15 protein-coding genes are annotated in these 15,938 nt (G+C 63.4%); 1 reads left to right on the plus strand and 14 read right to left on the minus strand.

Annotation, left to right across the window (positions count from 1 at the left end; translation table 11 throughout):
- Positions 1-2: 2 nt before the first annotated feature.
- The 5 genes from ribA to NF4_RS24705 all read right to left on the minus strand — a co-directional run bounded on the left by ribA (position 3) and on the right by NF4_RS24705 (position 4,954).
- The gene (gene ribA, locus NF4_RS24685; RefSeq protein WP_084533423.1) at positions 3-1,289 is read right to left on the minus strand and encodes a GTP cyclohydrolase II; all 1,287 of its coding nucleotides are present in this window, start codon (positions 1,287-1,289) and stop codon (positions 3-5) included.
- An 86-nt stretch (positions 1,290-1,375) separates the two neighbouring features.
- Positions 1,376-2,299 carry an isocitrate lyase/PEP mutase family protein gene (locus NF4_RS24690; protein WP_084533424.1) on the minus strand — a complete coding sequence of 308 codons (924 nt, stop codon included), beginning with the start codon at positions 2,297-2,299 and terminating at the stop codon, positions 1,376-1,378.
- 63 nt (positions 2,300-2,362) lie between these two features.
- Entirely contained in the window at positions 2,363-2,890 is a 528-nt protein-coding gene (locus NF4_RS24695) for a flavin reductase family protein (protein WP_439956773.1), read from the minus strand.
- A 113-nt stretch (positions 2,891-3,003) separates the two neighbouring features.
- Positions 3,004-3,567, minus strand: coding sequence for a cysteine hydrolase family protein (locus tag NF4_RS24700; protein WP_063129761.1), 564 nt, complete (start codon positions 3,565-3,567; stop codon positions 3,004-3,006).
- A gap of 58 nt (positions 3,568-3,625) precedes the next feature.
- Complete coding sequence (locus NF4_RS24705; protein WP_063129762.1) at positions 3,626-4,954, minus strand: LLM class flavin-dependent oxidoreductase; 1,329 nt, start codon at positions 4,952-4,954, stop codon at positions 3,626-3,628.
- 456 nt (positions 4,955-5,410) lie between these two features.
- Between NF4_RS24705 and NF4_RS36830 the strand changes: the two genes are divergently transcribed.
- Positions 5,411-5,974: a TetR/AcrR family transcriptional regulator gene (locus tag NF4_RS36830; protein WP_198165462.1), complete on the plus strand. Its 564-nt coding sequence runs from the start codon at positions 5,411-5,413 to the stop codon at positions 5,972-5,974.
- 155 nt (positions 5,975-6,129) lie between these two features.
- On the opposite strand, the gene NF4_RS24715 is transcribed toward NF4_RS36830, so the two are convergent.
- The 9 genes from NF4_RS24715 to NF4_RS24755 form a co-directional block, all read right to left on the minus strand.
- Positions 6,130-7,335 carry a CaiB/BaiF CoA transferase family protein gene (locus NF4_RS24715; protein ID WP_063129764.1) on the minus strand — a complete coding sequence of 402 codons (1,206 nt, stop codon included), beginning with the start codon at positions 7,333-7,335 and terminating at the stop codon, positions 6,130-6,132.
- Positions 7,336-7,506: 171 nt separating this feature from the next.
- Positions 7,507-9,012 (minus strand): class I adenylate-forming enzyme family protein, encoded by a 1,506-nt coding sequence (locus tag NF4_RS24720; protein ID WP_063129765.1) that lies wholly within the window; start codon positions 9,010-9,012, stop codon positions 7,507-7,509.
- Positions 9,013-9,027: 15 nt separating this feature from the next.
- On the minus strand, positions 9,028-9,336 hold the full coding sequence (locus tag NF4_RS24725) for a hypothetical protein (RefSeq protein ID WP_063129766.1): 309 nt from the start codon (positions 9,334-9,336) through the stop codon (positions 9,028-9,030).
- A gap of 118 nt (positions 9,337-9,454) precedes the next feature.
- Entirely contained in the window at positions 9,455-10,327 is an 873-nt protein-coding gene (locus tag NF4_RS24730; RefSeq protein ID WP_063129767.1) for an enoyl-CoA hydratase, read from the minus strand.
- A gap of 205 nt (positions 10,328-10,532) precedes the next feature.
- A complete protein-coding gene (locus NF4_RS24735; RefSeq protein WP_063129768.1) occupies positions 10,533-11,282 on the minus strand; it encodes a GntR family transcriptional regulator in 750 nt (249 codons plus the stop codon).
- A gap of 113 nt (positions 11,283-11,395) precedes the next feature.
- On the minus strand, positions 11,396-12,427 hold the full coding sequence (locus NF4_RS24740; protein WP_063129769.1) for an LLM class F420-dependent oxidoreductase: 1,032 nt from the start codon (positions 12,425-12,427) through the stop codon (positions 11,396-11,398).
- Between the two features lie 250 nt (positions 12,428-12,677).
- Positions 12,678-13,496 (minus strand): mycofactocin-coupled SDR family oxidoreductase, encoded by an 819-nt coding sequence (locus NF4_RS24745; protein WP_063129770.1) that lies wholly within the window; start codon positions 13,494-13,496, stop codon positions 12,678-12,680.
- Positions 13,497-13,737: 241 nt separating this feature from the next.
- Positions 13,738-14,787 carry an acyl-CoA dehydrogenase family protein gene (locus NF4_RS24750; protein WP_063129771.1) on the minus strand — a complete coding sequence of 350 codons (1,050 nt, stop codon included), beginning with the start codon at positions 14,785-14,787 and terminating at the stop codon, positions 13,738-13,740.
- A gap of 4 nt (positions 14,788-14,791) precedes the next feature.
- Positions 14,792-15,937 carry an acyl-CoA dehydrogenase family protein gene (locus NF4_RS24755; protein ID WP_063129772.1) on the minus strand — a complete coding sequence of 382 codons (1,146 nt, stop codon included), beginning with the start codon at positions 15,935-15,937 and terminating at the stop codon, positions 14,792-14,794.
- Between the last annotated feature and the right edge of the window lies 1 nt (position 15,938).

Here is a 15,938-nt window from a genome sequence, read left to right on the forward strand (position 1 = left end):
TGTCACGAGGAGGCCGGCCGCAGTCCGGGGCCCCGGACTGTGGCCGCTGCCACATCAGGGCGGGCGGTCTCGGCAGCGGTCGGCAGCAGATGACCCATATGAACCCGCTTGGCTTCGAGGTACCGCACATTCGCCGATGTGACACCCGCATGCAGTGCGAGACGTTCGACGACCGAGATCCCGAACTCCTCGAGGCCGGCGATCTTGGCCGGGTTGTTGGTAAGCAGCCGTACCGCGTCGACACCCAGATCATGCAGGATCGCCGCCGCGGCACCGTATTCCCGGCCGTCCGCCGGTTCGTCCAGTTCCAGGTTCGCCTGCACGGTATCGAAACCGACGTCCTGGAGCCGGTAGGCGGCCAGCTTCTTCAACAACCCGATACCGCGCCCCTCGTGCCCACGCAGGTACACCACAGCGCCGCCGGCCCGCGCGATCTGCCGGAGGGCGGCGTCGAGTTGCGGGCCGCACTCGCAGCGCAACGAGGCGAAGGATTCGCCGGTGAGGCATTCCGAGTGCACTCGAACCAGGGCGGGGCGGCCGAGTTCGCCAGGCGAGACCAGCGCGATATGTTCGGCCCCGGTGTGCTGATCCGCATACCCAATGGCCCGGAACGTCCCGAACCTGGTCGGCATCGCCGACTCGTCGACACGAATCACGCGTTGCGGCATTGCGGCCGGAGCCCTCGTCGGATGCGTCGTGCGATAGGCGATCAGTTCGGCGACCGTCAGCACCGGGAGGTCGTACTGTGCCCCCAGCGCTTCGATACCCGGCATCCTGAGCATCGAGCCGTCATCGGCGACCAGTTCGGCGATGACCCCGACCGGCGGAAGCCCCGCCAGTGTGCAGAGATCGACAGCGGCCTCGGTGTGGCCGGGCCGTTCCAGTACACCGCCCGGCCGCGCGCGTAGCGGCAGCACATGTCCCGGCCGGATCAGGTCGTGCGCTGTCGTCGCGGGCGCGGCCAGTGTTCGCAGCGTGGTCGCCCGGTCGGCAGCACTGATGCCGGTGCTGATGCCGTGCGCCGCATCCACGGTGACGGTATAGGCGGTCTGCTTTGGATCTTGATTGTCGGCGACCATCGCCCGCAACTCGAGCGCGTCCGCGCGCGCCCCCGTCAACGGCGCGCACAGCAGACCGGACGTGTGCCGGACCGTCCACCCGATCCATTCCGCGGTCACATCGTGGGCGGGGATAATGACATCGCCCTCGTTCTCCCGATCCGCGTCGTCGGTTACCAGTACCGGCCGGCCCGCCCGCATGGCCGCTATCGCGGCGGCAATCCGGCTCACGACACCACCGCCGTGCCGACGCGCCCGAAAGCAGGGCGAGGCGCGGTGCCGTCGAGAAATTCCGTAGACATCATGCCTCCATGCGCTCAGGTGAGACCATCTCCGAACGCGCGAGCGTAACGTTCGTCCGTCTGGATGAAGTCGTCCAACTTGAGTGCCTGCATTATCGCCACAGTATCCTGATACTTGCCGGGATTCCGGTCGAAGTAGCCGGAATCGGAACCGGTGGATTGCAGCTCGTAGAATAAATCGGACAACGCATTGGCGACTGCGGCGAGAGGCGGACCGACGCACATGGTGAATGCGAAGCCGGCTTTCTCCATATCTGCGATGGTGTATCCCTTGGGTGGCTCGACGCCGAGGCTCATGACCTTGCCCTCGATACCTTCGTTGAGGCGAACGAGAACCTCCATCTGTTCGTCCGGCGCGAGGCTGAAGTACGAGGTCCCATCAACATTCAGGAAGGTCGGCATCGCCATATCCGCGCCCGCGGCGAGATAGAGGTTGCACCGCTCGATTACCGCATCGATGGACTCGATATCGGCATCCGACCGGGCGATGATGACGAAATCCTCGTTACCGCGCGCATCGACAGCAGTCCTGATTCGGGCTGCCCCTTCTCCAGAAGAGACAACAACCCGTCCATCGAGCGTGGGGCAACGCTTGGGGAAGACCTGATCCTCGATATGAACTCCCGCAACTCCGGAAGCTTCCATTGTTCGAATGGTCCTGGCGATGTTGTTGGCGCCGCCGAAGCCAGTGTCGATGTCCGCCACTATCGGCGCTGATACAGCCTGCGCAATGCGACCGGCATGATTCGCCAACTCGCCCAGGGAAGTCAAACCCATATCCGGGGCACCGATCTGGGTTGCTTCGACGCCGAATCCCGTGAGGTGGATCGATTGAAAACCGGCAAGTTCCGCAAGTCGAGCGGATAACGCATCGAAACAACTTGCGGCGCGGACGGGACCGGCTTCGAGGAGCGCCCGTAGTTTTCCACTACTTGTCATCTCATTTCTCCCTCTTATGTGGCGGTTCCGGAAGAAACCGGTACGTGCTGTGCCCGGCGTCGGTCACAGAGCGAGCTTCCGAAACCGGCTTCCGTGGAATATCAGCGGATGGTTCTTCACGGCCTGCCCGGCGCAGTCGAGTGAATTCACCCGCAGGACTACGATCATGTGGTCGCCGGCGGCGACTTCATTGTCGACCGTGGCATCCAGGTAGAGCTCACATCCGTCGATGAAGAGAGCTCCGTTCGTGTGTGCCGTAGTGGTCACGTCGACGAAGCGATCACCGTGTTTGGAGGCCAACGTGCGCGCCGCGTTGTCGTGCGCGGTGGTGAGAACGCTGATCCCCAGGTGTGGTAGGACGCCCAGCGCGCGCCATGTCCGGGATTCGTTCTGTACACAGAATGAGACAAGCGGCGGGTCCAATGAGACGGGAACGAATGTACTGGCCGCCATCACCAACCGCTCGAGGCCGGTGTCCGCGCCGATCGCCACCACTGCGAAAGGAATATGCGAGAACGCAGTCCGCAGCGATGACGGATTCAGACCATTCACCGATGTCGAGTCGGATGTCGTCGATACTGTCTCGGTCACTTCGGTTTCATGCGTCATATGAGAGTCGATTCAGGAATAGATGGGTATCCAGTTGTGACGGCAGTGCCGGGACTTGGCCGTACAGAGGCGCCGGCGGTCGAGTCCCGGGGTAGTCACCTGAGCGAGTTCGTCCACTCCGCTGTGGTGACAACGGTGGCGTCGAGCGGCGCGTTCGAGCTGAAGTGCTTCAGTAGTGTGTCGTGGGTGTCACGGTCGGAATCGGCGCAGGCATCACTGAGGACAGTGGTCGCGAAGTCATGATCGAAGGCGTGGACCAGAGTGGCCAGGACAACGCCGCCGGTCGATATCCCAGCGAGAGTCAAGTGCCGGATTCCATGGGAGCGAAGGATCTCCGAGAGATCTGTTCCGACGAACGCATTGAGCCGAGTCGTCTCGACAATGATGTCGTCGGCCCCCGGCGCGATCTGGGCGTCGAAGGAGTTGGAGATACCCCGCAACAGCAGCTGACCTGGTTCCAACATTTGTCGCCGTGGATTGCCGAGGGCCATCTCGGGATACCCGGACCGAAAGCCGACGGCGACGAATATCGTCAATACGTCACTCGCGCGAGCCGCCTCGATAGCGGCTCCAATATTGTCGAGCCAATCGCGATCGGGAGCGAGGTCCGTCAAAGGAGGTTGCGCGTGCATGACGAGAAGGGCTTGTGACGGGTTCATGGAGGTACCTCTGGTTATCCTGAGTGCGAGTGTCCTGAGTGCGATTTGCGGATGGGGTTCACAGGAAGGCCGCCGGCCCGAGCCCCAGATGGTCACGCAGTGTCGATCCGGTGTATTCGGTGCGGAAGATACCGCGGCGCTGCAGCTCCGGAACAACCAGAGCGACGAAGTCCTCGAACCCTCCCGGAATCTGCGGTGGAACGATCATCATCCCGTCCAGTTCGCCATTGGCGAGCATCTGCTCGATTTCATCGGCGATTTGCGCCCCTGTTCCCACCAGAAGTGGGCACAGCTGGGATGCGCCAAAACTTTTGGCCACGTCACGCAACGTGTTGTTCTTGGTCGACGACAGCTGCTGTACGACTTGGAACAAACCCTGGATACCGGGCACGTCGATATCGCCCACCGGCTGGTCGAGGTCATGTTTCGAGAAGTCGTAGTCGAGCAGGAACGACATCATGACCAATCCCGCTTCGGGGTCGAGAAGCGAGTTGTGATGCTGCATGCGCTCGATCGCGATGGCTTCGGTTTCACCCACGATCGGCATGAAAGCGGGAAGAACCTGGACCTGCGAGGGGTCTCGATCGAAGTTCGATACACGCGTTTTCATGTCATCGTAGAACTGACGACGCCCCGCTGCGTCCGGGTTCACGGTGAAGATGACCTCCGACCATCGTGCCGCAAACGCACGTCCGCTCGGCGACGCTCCGGCCTGCAGAATCACGGGGCGGCCCTGGGGCGACCGCGGAACCGTCAGCGGTCCCTCGACTTTGAAATAGTCGCCGTCGTGATCGATGGGCGCGACCCCCTCAGGGTCCGCGAATATGGAACGTTCCCGGTCGTACCACAGTGCGCCGGGCTGCCAACTGGTCCACAATTTGTATGCGACGCTGATGAACTCGTCCGCCCGCCGGTAGCGTTCGTCGTGCTCCAAATGTTGTTCGAACCCGAAGTTGGCCGCCTCGGACTTGCCCACCGATGTGACCACGTTCCACCCGACTCGTCCGGCCGTCAAATGGTCGAGAGTGGCGAACAGCCGAGCTACATCGAAGGGGTGAAAATATGTTGTCGAGGAGGTCGCAACCAAACCCAGTTTGTCGGTGACAGCGGCAACCATGGGCAGCACGACTCGTGGATCCAGATCCACAGCACCGGAGATGCCATAGCGAAGTGCAGCCTCGATACTGCCCGCATAGCGAGACGGGACACTCAGGCTGTCACCGAAGAACATGAGGTCGAACTTGCCCTGCTCGAGGACTCGACCGAGATGCTGGTAGTACTCCGGGCGTAGAAAATCTCTGGACGTTCGCGGATTCTTCCACGTCGCTTGGCTGTGCGACAGGTGAGATGCCTCGACGAAACCTGCGAGATGTAATTGCTTTTTCACGGATGATTCTTCCTCGAGTACGACGGGCGCGGAGTCATGACTCGGCTGCGATAGGCGCGCTACCCGTCTGCCACAAATGTGTGTGTCCTGCAACACACAACCATAGTTGACGCTGTGCGTCAACTATGAGTTTGTGCAGGTCGCCACCCGGGGTGGACTGGGGCCACGCGGTCGGCGAACCGGTTCACCGGATACCGCCGAAGTGTGTTCCGGAATCCACCTGCGGAATCGATTTCCGGTACGGTTTCGCCGCGGTGGCGGTGAACCGCCATCCGGCGAATGATCGGAAACCGGGCTGTGCGCGGGTCGGCTCGACAGAGCAGAGACCCGACCGCCGGCCGGCTGCGCCCGCCGCCGCCGGAATTCCGGACCCGCGGTTTTACCCGGACAGAAGATCGGCGCAACTGTCGATCGACCCGGTGTGTTGCTACGGTAGTTTCGGTCGGGGAGGTGACGATGACGCAAGGCGAAATCGCGAGAGCCAACAGGGAGCGCGTACAACGAGCAGCACGCGAGGCTTTTCAGCGCCTCGGTGCTGCAACGACTATGGATGACGTAGCCAAGCTGGCCGGGGTGAGCAAGGGGACCGTATACAAGTCATATCCAACACGCGCCGCCTTACTCGAAGCGATGGTCGTATGGCACTACGATCGAACGGTTTCGCAGATCGAATGCGCTCAGCAGTCCGGGTGTTCGGCCCGGGAGACGTTGCTTCGGGTAATGATCGATCCTGATTTGTCCGCAGCCGCAGCGAGTTTGGTTATGGTGTACTCGACCCCTCCCGGTGCGATAACAGATGCTCTCCATCGCGCACTGACGAAGTTGGATCAGCTCATCGCCGCAGGCAAGGAAGAGGGCATTCTGGCGCCTGACGTCGACTCGGATCTGCTCGCGCGCCTCACAGTGGCTGTCTACAGGGCGTTACCGACCGACGCCCGCCGGGAGCCGATGCTTCGCCGGATGGTCGATGTGATCCTACGCGGACTCGGAACAACGAACGACGGCACAATCGGTGGTTGACCGGGTTCGAGGGCCGATTCGCCGCAGGGACTCGTTCGCACTGTGAGCGACCGCCGGTCGAGGTGGCGCCCGTCGGTGCGGACGATCTCCGGGATATGCACGAGGTGATCACCCGGACGTCGAGACGGAACTGGGTCTTTGCCCGGGATGATCGACTACATGACGCTGCCGGAGACCTTCAGCTCGAGAATCTCCTCGTACTCCAATCCCAACTCGAGCAGGACTTCGTCCGTGTGCTCCCCGTGGCCGGGTGCGGCGCGGAGCGGGTACCGGGTCTCGCCGAACTGCCACGGGGAAGCCGCGACCGGAATCTTCCGGCCGTCCACATCGACCTCGGTCAGGTAGCCGTTTGCCAGGACCTGCGGATCCCGGCCGACCTCGTAGGTGTTCTGTACTCGCGACCACGGCCCGCCGAGGTCCGCCAGCCGCGATTCGATCTCGGCGAGGGGCATGCTGCCGAATACGGCGTCGAACGCCGCGGTGCACGCCTGCCGGTTCGCGGCGCGCGCCGCCGAGTCGGCGAACCTTGCATCCGAAGCAATCCCGGGTGCGCCTAGGCCCTCGCACAGCTTCTCGAAGTAGCGGTCCGACTGGAACAGTGAAAGCTTGACGAAGCGGTCGTCCTTCGTGCGGTACGCCAGCGACAACGGGTTGGAATTATCCTCGCGCGCCGTTTTGGGGATCTGTTCGCCGCGGACCGCGGAGGCAATGATCGCCGGAGAGTTGCCCCAGACCGCGACGTTCAACAGAGATACGTCGACAAGCGGGGGCTCGCCGGTACGCTCGCGGTGAAACAGCGCCGCCGCGACCGCACCGGCCACCGATGTGGCGCCGGGCAGATCACCGAGCGCGGGCCGCATCGGTGTCGGCTGTAGCGCCCCGCCCGGTGTGAGGTTGTCCGCCGCGCCGCCGCGCGCCCAGAAGGTGGTTCCGTCGAAGCCGGGCATCACGCTGTCCGCACCGACGGGACCGTAGCCGCTCCCCCGCACGTAGACGATATCCGGGTTCATCGCTCTGATGTCGTCGACATCCACCCCCAGCCTGCGACGGCTCTCGGGCAGCAGGTTGGTGAGAAATACGTCCGCCCCGCTCACCAGCTTGCGGAGGACCTCGTAGCCCGCCGGCGTGCCACCGTCGAGCCCGACGCTGCGCTTGCCGCGGTTGGTCTGCTGCATCAGCGGCTCGAAAGGCTCGTCTCCGACGCTCATATCGGCGATCACCAAGCTCCGCTGCGGATCGGGACGTTCGGGATGTTCGATCTTGACCACGTCCGCGCCCCACTCCGCAAGGATTGCGCCGGCGGCGGGAACGAACAGGTACGAGGCCATCTCGACCACACGGACACCGTCCAGGACTTTCATCGTCGACTTCCCCCGTCCGGATTGCCGTCTGTACGCATAGCAGTCTCCACCTCCGTAAAATACATCCAGGATACAATTCTTCTGGGTGCCCTGTTCTTCCTGTCGACGCGGATACCCCAGCGCTTTCGAGGCATGGGGACGCGTGCGGCTCCCGACGGAGTCCGCCCGAGTTCAGCTGTCGGCGGTCTCCGCGAGACCGCTCTTGAGCGAGCGCCGCATGAGCTTGCCGTTGTCGTTGTACGGCAGGCAATCCACGAGAGCGATCGTCGACGGCGTCTTACTGGAGCGCAGCCGTTCGCGTACCCAGTCCTGCAGCGAGGCGGGATCCGGCGTCCGCCCCTGGACCGGCACCACAGCGGCCACTACCCGCTCACCCCAGTCGTCGTCCGGGAGTCCGATCACACCCGCGTCCGCGACCTCCGGATGATCGAGCAATACGTCCTCGACCTCACCGGGAGAAATGTTCTCGCCACCACGCACGATCACGTCGTCGAGCCTGCCCTCGACGAACACGTAGCCCTCCGCGTCCATCCACGCCGCGTCATTGGTATGGAACCAGCCGTCATCGCCGGGCAAGTCATTGTCGACGTAGCGCCCGGAGACCTGCTCGCCCCGGACCCACAGCTCGCCCGTCGTGCCCTCCGGCACGGGTCTGCCGTCGGGGTCGCGCACCGACAACTCGACCGTCGGTAGCGCCCGGCCGACCGATCCCAACCGCGCGCGGACCGCCGGGTCCTCCGACGTTTGCGCGAGACGATGATCCTCCGGGCCCAGCACCGTGATCGTGGAACTCGTCTCGGTAAGGCCATAGCCGTTCACGAAACCCGTCTCCGGGAGCAAGGCCATTACACGCTCGAGGACCGGCCGGGGCATACGACCGCCGCCGTAGGAGAGATTGCGCAGGCTGGGCAGCCCACCACCGTCCACGGCGAGAAGTTCCACGATCCGCGAGACCATCGTGGGGACGACGGTGGCGTGGGTGACCTTCAGGCTGCGTACGGTGTCGATCCAGGTGCGGGGATCGAAAGCGGGGAGCTGCACGATCCGGCGGCCGCTGAACAGTGTGCTGAGCAGATTCACGATCCCGCCGACATGATAGGGCGGCAGACAACTGAGCTGAGCGTCCCCCTCCCCCGCCGACATGAGCTCGACGCTCCCGAAGATGTAGGAGCTCAGATTGTGATGTGTCAGGACCGCGACCTTCGGCGTACCCGACGTGCCACTCGTGAACAGCAGGACAGCGGGGCACTCCGGCTCACCCGTAGCCTCGACCGGCTCCGCGGTGACGACCTCGGCCAGGAACCTCGAGCGGGCGATCAGTTCGACCCCGTCCTCGCCGAGCAACGATTCGAAGCGCGGCATCATATCGTCGTCGACGAGGACGACCGCTGGGGTCAACCTGCGGACCGCCGCGAGCAAGCCGGCGTCCGACCAGCGGTAGTTCAGCGGACTGAACGAGCAGCCTGCCACCGCAGACCCGAACAATGCGATCGGGAGAAGCTCGGAGTTCACACCGATCATCACCACGGTGCCGACCCGCCGCCGAGCCAGGAACCCCCCGGCTCGACGGACGCGGTCGCGCAGCTGGGCATAGGTTGTTCCGTCCTCGGGGTCCCCGAGGACGACCCGGTCTCCACCCGTCTCGGCGGCGATGTCGACCAGCATCGCGATATTCATGACATTGCCCCTTGTTCAGTCGGACGCCGGGAGCGGCTTGGCGGATTTGAGCTGAAGCTTCTCCCCGTTCACGAAGAGTGCACCGGCACCCGCCTTGCTGCAGAGCAATTCCACGCCGGTTTCCGGATCGATGTAACGCTTGCCCAGCACCGTCCCACCCCCGTGCCCCTCGGCAATGGAGAGCCCCGGGGTGATCTCCGCATCCACAGCGACCAGTGAGTAGCCACCACAGGTGACCTCGACCTCACCTTCGGGTGCACGGATGACAACCACCTGGGTCTCGTCCACGGCACTCCGCCACCGCGATCCGACACGTAACTGCATGACGTTCCTCCAAGTTCGGCACAGGCCGCGGACCGACAACCACGAGCATTCTGCATCCAGGATACCATCCCGCCGGCCGAAGCGAGATCGTCCGCCCGGGCATGCGCGGACGAATGCCCTACCGCCGGCCGGCCGCGTCTCGCATGCTGCGCGCATCATGGCCGGCGAGCGAATCCAGGCCCATCTCCGCGTTGTGCGCATGCGCAACGTGGTGCAATCCGAACACCGAATCCATTCCGTCGCGCAGTCCCATCAAATCCTCACACTGATTGACGGCCCGCTTGGCGAGCGCGAGTCCCAGCTGCGGCATCGCGGCAATACGCTTGGCCATGTCCAGCACGCTCGACTCGAGTTCGGCACGCGGCACGACCCTGTTGATCATTCCCAGCCGCTGCGCCGCCGCGGCATCGACCCGCTCCCCCAGGAACAGGAACTCCTTGGCGAATCGAGGGCCCATCTGCCATGGGTGCGCAAAGTATTCGACGCCGGGAATGCCCATCCGCACCGTGGGGTCGGCGAAGAACGCGTCGTCCGAGGCAATGACCAGATCGCAAGACCAAGCCAGCATGAGCGCCCCCGCAACACACGCGCCCTGCACCATCGCGATCGTCGGTTTCGGAATCTCGCGCCAGCGGCGACACATTCCGAGGTACACCTCCGACTCCCGGGCATAGCGGCTCGCTACCCCCTTTTTGTCACTGTGATCCCACCACAGCGTTGCGCGACGATCGAAAGGTTTGTCGATATCTCGATCCGGCGTGCCGATATCGTGGCCCGCCGAGAAATGCTTGCCATCGCCGGCCAGCACAATCACCTTCACTCGGTCATCCGCGGCAGCCCGATAGAAGGCGTCATCGAGCGCGTACGTCATAGCGCTGTTCTGCGCGTTCCGATACTCCGGACGACTCATCCGAACCAGCGCGACCCCACCGTCGACAACGTCGTACCGTACACCGCCGGTCTCGGCACCGGGCGAATTCTCTTCAGTCATGAATCCAGGATACAACCTGTTCGGCTGGAAACACCCCGGCGGTTACGCGGGAGCGAAACCTACGTGGTCGCGGCTGCCGGTCTTACTGCTTCTTCGAACTCACCGTCACTTGCGGACATTCAGAAGCACTGGAAGCATGCCGAAATCGCCACGTCGAATGGCTGCCGCACAGTCGGCATTCGGGATGCTCCAGGTCCGAGCACCGTCAAACCACTTGCGCATCCGCCCGGGCGGTCGCGCCGGCAATGAGATCGGATTGCAAGGTGGTTCGAATATGGCCGCAGGCCGCCATCTCGGCGAGATCTCCGCTGCCACTGCGCAGCGCGTCGAAGATTGCACGGTGTTGACGGCCGGCGACCTCGAGGATGTGCTGAAGTTTCCCGCCCACCGGCGGCAACTCCGCGAGGAAGGAATGCAATGAGAAGCTTGTCATCTTGATCAAGCTCGCTTGCTGACGCACCCGCGTGCTCCCACACGACTCCGCGATGCGGAGATGGAAGGCCGTGTGTGCCGAGAACCAGACAACAGGATCGAAGGGAGCGGCCGAGGACTCCATCGTTTCCAGCAGACCGGCGAGTTCGACGTCGAGATCGGGGGTCAACCCCTCGATGGCGAGCAGACGCGCCGCCAGTCCATCGACAACTTCACGCACCTCGTATACGTCCCTCAGTTCCCGATCCGAGAACTGGACTACCTGAACCGTCCGGTTCCCGTTGGAAACACGAACCAAGCCGTCCTGCTCGAGTATCCGGAACGCTTCCCGGAGCGGAGTCCTGCTCACCCGAAGTTTCTCGGCCCATTCGGTCTGGATGAGCACCGTCCCCGGGGCGATCTTGTGTTCCAGAATCAGTTCGCGCAGATCCTGGGTGATCCGGTCGACGATCCGACCCGAATTGCTTCCGCTCCCCGGTGGGCTGAGCTTGCCACGCCTTTTCGGGCTACGACTGACCGACATGTATCCAGGATATGCTATGCGAGCTTCTTATGGCTCATCAGCACTCACCCGATGGCCGACAGCATAGACGTTTGTCCGCGCGCCCGCTACAAAACCGGCCGGCGAACCACCTGTCACGAGATCCATTCCTTCACGGTCTCGAGCACCTTGCCAGTGTCCGTCGCCACGACATTTACGTGCAGATGCGTCACGCCGACCTCGCGCAACGCCGCGATGCGTTCACGCACGAACCCCGGAGAGCCGATCAGGTTGGTTCGCTGCATCAGATCGGCCGGCAGCGCTGCCTCCGCCTCGGCCTTTCGACCGCTCAGGTAGAGGTCCTGCACCGAAGCCGCAGCCTCCGCGAACCCATAGCGCACAACCATAGCGTTGTAGAAGTTCTTGCCTTTGGCGCCCATGCCGCCCACGTAGAGCGCCGTGGTCCCCCTGGCCTGACGCCATGCGGCCTCGTACATCTCCTCTTCGATGGCGAGGACGCCACCGGCAGCGATCTGCAACTGCCCCAGATCCGCAGCACGCTTGGCCCGGCCCGCCGCGAGCGAGGCACCCCAGATCTCGCCCACTTTCTCGGGCAGAAAAATGTGGGGGCGCCAGCCCTCTGCGACCTCCGCGGCGAGCTCGACGTTCTTGTCCCCCAGCGCCGCGAGCCAGATCGGGATTCGCTCCCGCTCGGGATGATTGATGAGCTTGAGCGGCTTGCCGAGTCCCGTGCCCTCGCCCACGGGCAGCGGCATCCGGTAGATCCCCTCGTGCACCAGGACCTCACGACTCCAGACCTTCCGGCAGATCTGGACCACGTCGCGGGTACGGCCGAGTGGGCGGTCGTACGCAACGCCGTGCCACCCTTCCACCACCTGCGGGCCCGAAGCGCCCAGCCCGAGTACGAACCGCCCCCCGGACAGCGCATCCAAGCCCGCCGCTGTCTGTGCGATGACGGCCGGACTCCGGCCGAACACCGGCAGGATCCCGGATGCGATCTCGATCCGCTCGGTCCGCGCAGCCATGAACCCGAGCAGACTCACCGAATCGAAGCTGTACGCCTCGGGCACCCAGACCACGTCCACCCCCGCTTGTTCGAGTTCCAGTGCGATCCTGGCGTTTTCCAAGGGATGATGGATGTAGCGCAGCTGCGCGGAGAGCTTCATAGCGTCATGCTTAACCGTCATCATGTGCGCCCGTCAAGAGTTTCCGCAATAATTGAATCCTGGATACTATGTACCTGACCAGCAGCAGACGGCACGATGCGGCATTTGTCGCGTGAGACTCTCGCATTCGCCGGAAAGTCCGCGTCCCACGCGAGACCGAGCACCCTCATTCCTACGGAGACGCCGGCGCAATATTCGAACCGGCACCCGAACCACGTGCAGACAACGGCGGATGCACCGCGACAAACATCTACTTCACGCAGGCTCCGGCGTCCACCGGAAGCGTGACACCCGTGACATAACGAGCCTCGTCCGAGACCAGCCAAGCGATCGCATTGCTCACATCCCGAGACTCGATCAATTGGACGGGAAGTGGATTACCCAATCCTCCAGCAAGTGCGGGATTGGCTGTCGCCATCGACTCGGCGAAACCCGCGAGCATCGGGGTATCCACACCGGTCGGATGGATAGTATTAACCCGAATACTTTGTGGTGCAAGGTAATTGGCGTACATCCGCATAAGTCCTACGACTCCGTGTTTCGCCGCCGCGTACCCGAAGTTTCCGCCATTAGTGCCGGCCACCATCCCCTTCAACCCATTCACAGAGCTGGTGATGACAATCGAACCGCCCTCGCCCTGCCGTTCGAGCGTAGGCAGCGCCGCCTGGATGGTGTTCCACACACCCACCAGCATCACTTCGACCGCGTCGCGGAATGCCTCGTCATCACGACCGGGAGACAGCCCCTGGAACATGATGCCCGCGTTCGCCAGAACGATATCGAGCCGGCCCAGCTGCGCGACCCCTGCCGCGACCGCGGATTTCAACGCCGGGGCATTCCTGACATCGACGGCCTGTGCGACCATACGACGCCCGCGCTGCTCGACCAGACGTACCGTCTCCTCGAGATCTTCCGACGTGGCCATCGGATAGGTAACAGTGTCGATCTGCTCGCAGATATCGACACCGATTATGTCGGCGCCCTCCTCAGCGAGACGTTCGGCGTGCGAGCGCCCTTGGCCTCGCGCTGCACCGGTGATCAATGCCACCTTTCCGTCGAGTTTTCCCATTCCGACCTCTCCTCACGCCTGTCGGGGCGCCCGCCCATACTGCGAACGCGACCGTATCCGTCGAATCCTCGGCGGCTGCTCACATCGCACGTGCTGACGTATTCGCCCCCGGCATATGAACATGATCAGCGCCGCGCGGTGTGAATCCAGGATACTGTGCGCGGGTACGAAAGGCCAGAGGCGAGACAATACACATACGTGTGGCCGGCTCGCCCATACTGCTATCCGGAGCAGGCCGACATCACCGACCGTGCGACTGTCCATTTGCCATTGGCGGGGAGGCCGAGGTTGCCGAGGCCTCCTGCCCGAGGATTTCGCGCAACAGAATATCCCGATGGAACTTCATACTTCCCCAGGCCGTCGACAAGGCGAGAACTCGCTTGAACCACAGGTGCAGATCATGTTCCCAGGTATAGCCAATTGCACCGTGACATTGAAGCGCCGTCCGCGCAGCCAGATACGCCGCCTCCGCGGCCGTCACGCGGGCATGGCTGACGTCACGCCGCGCCGTGGCGCCATCATGATCCACCTGCCAGGCTGCGGCGTATACGGCCGGGCGGGCGTGTTCGAGGGCAATGACCGCATCGGCCAGTTTGTGTTTTACTGCCTGCTGGGTACCGATCGGAACGCCGAACTGATGTCGTTGCCTCACATAGGCGACCGTGGATCGGATGAGGTGGCCCGCGATTCCGATCAACTGAGCGGACACCGCCACGGCGGCCGCACGTTCAATCGCGGGCGAAAACGTGTAGCCGTCGAGCGGAGTGACCCCGGCCTCTCCGAGGGTGATTGTGCCGTAGGTGACCGATCGATCGACGCTACGCTGCGCCGGGAGTGCCTCCGGACGCTCAGCCAAAACCCACCCCGCCGCTCCGGGCATGAGGACGGCCGAACTTTCCACAGCCCAGCGGACCTCGTCACGCCCGGGCTCGGCCGCGGTGGCGATCGTCGTCCCGGCCAGTAGGCCGGGCAACAAGGCGGCTGGATCCTCGCCCCCCACCGCCGGTGCGACAACGACAATGTGTTCGACGAGTGGTCCGGGAACCGCGTGCCGACCGCACCTCTCGAACATCAGCGCGACATCGACGCATGCCGCACCCTGGCCGCCGGCATCCTCAGGTACAACAAGACCGAGGAGGCCCAGTTCACCGAGCGATGTCCAGATCGCGGGCAGCCGACTGCCCGGGTTCTCCCATTCGGCACGCAGCACGCCCGGACCACAGATGTCGGCCAGGACTTCGTCGAGCGCTCCCGCGAGTTCGAATTGGGTGTCGCTGAATCCGAAATTCATGTCTTCACTTTCTCGGTAGACCCAGCACTCGCTCGGCGATGATCGTGCGTTGGATCTCGTTGGTCCCCGCATAGATCGGTCCCGCGAGCGAGAACTGATAGTCCTCGGTCCAGCGACTCTCCCGATCCGCCCTGCCGTCCAATATCACCATCGCGGTCTCGTGGAGTTCGATATCCAGCTCGGACCAGAACACTTTGCTCAGACTGGACTCGGCACCGATCTTGTGCCCCTGCAGGATTCCCGTCACTGCCATGTCGGTGCTCAGTGCGTACTCGCGCGCACGCATCCAGACATCGACAACACGCTGCTGGATCGTACGGTCCTGCCGGATCCACTCCGGTGCTTCGTGATGCAGGCCCACAAGACGTTCGGCAGCAGCGGTGAACCGTCCTGGGCTGCGTAGCGACAGGCTTCGCTCGTTGCCCGCCGTCATCATCGCCACCTGCCATCCCGCGCCGACTCCACCGAGAACATCGGCATCCGATACGAAGGCACCGTCGAAGGTGATCTCCGAAAACCCCGGCTGTCCATCCATCTTGCCGACCGCGCTCACGGTCACTCCCGGCTGGTCGAGATCGACCAGAAAGTACGTCAATCCACGGTGGCGACCATCGGCATCCCCGGTTCGGAACAAGCCGAAAAGTCTATTGGCGAAGACACCGCGTGTCGACCACGTCTTCCGTCCGTGCAAACGCCATCCGGCCGCCTCGTCGTCACGCCGTGCCACAGATCGCAGGGACGCCAGATCGCTACCTGCTTCGGGCTCGGACCATCCCTGACACCACATGTCCTCCAGGGATGCCATCCGACGGAGGTAACGGTCTTTCTGGTCCGAGGTACCGTATTCGATGAGCGCAGGCGCCAGCAGGCTCATTCCATTGGTGCTGAGTCGTTGCGGCAATCCCGCACGAAAGAATTCCTCCTCGAATATCAGCCAATGCCACAGATCCAGTTCCCGGCCGCCGTACTCCCGCGGCCAGGTGACAGCGGCGAAACCGGCCTCGAAAAGCAGCCTTTCCCACCGTTTGTGTTCATCTATGCCTTCCGGTGATTCCCCGTGCGGCATAGGCAACGGCGGTTTGTTGGCATCGAGCCAGTTTCGGACTTCCGTCCGGAAACGCTCATGCTCCTCGTCATGTATGAGATCCATG

The organism is Nocardia fusca NBRC 14340 (genome assembly GCF_001618425.1).
GTDB lineage: Bacteria > Actinomycetota > Actinomycetes > Mycobacteriales > Mycobacteriaceae > Nocardia > Nocardia fusca.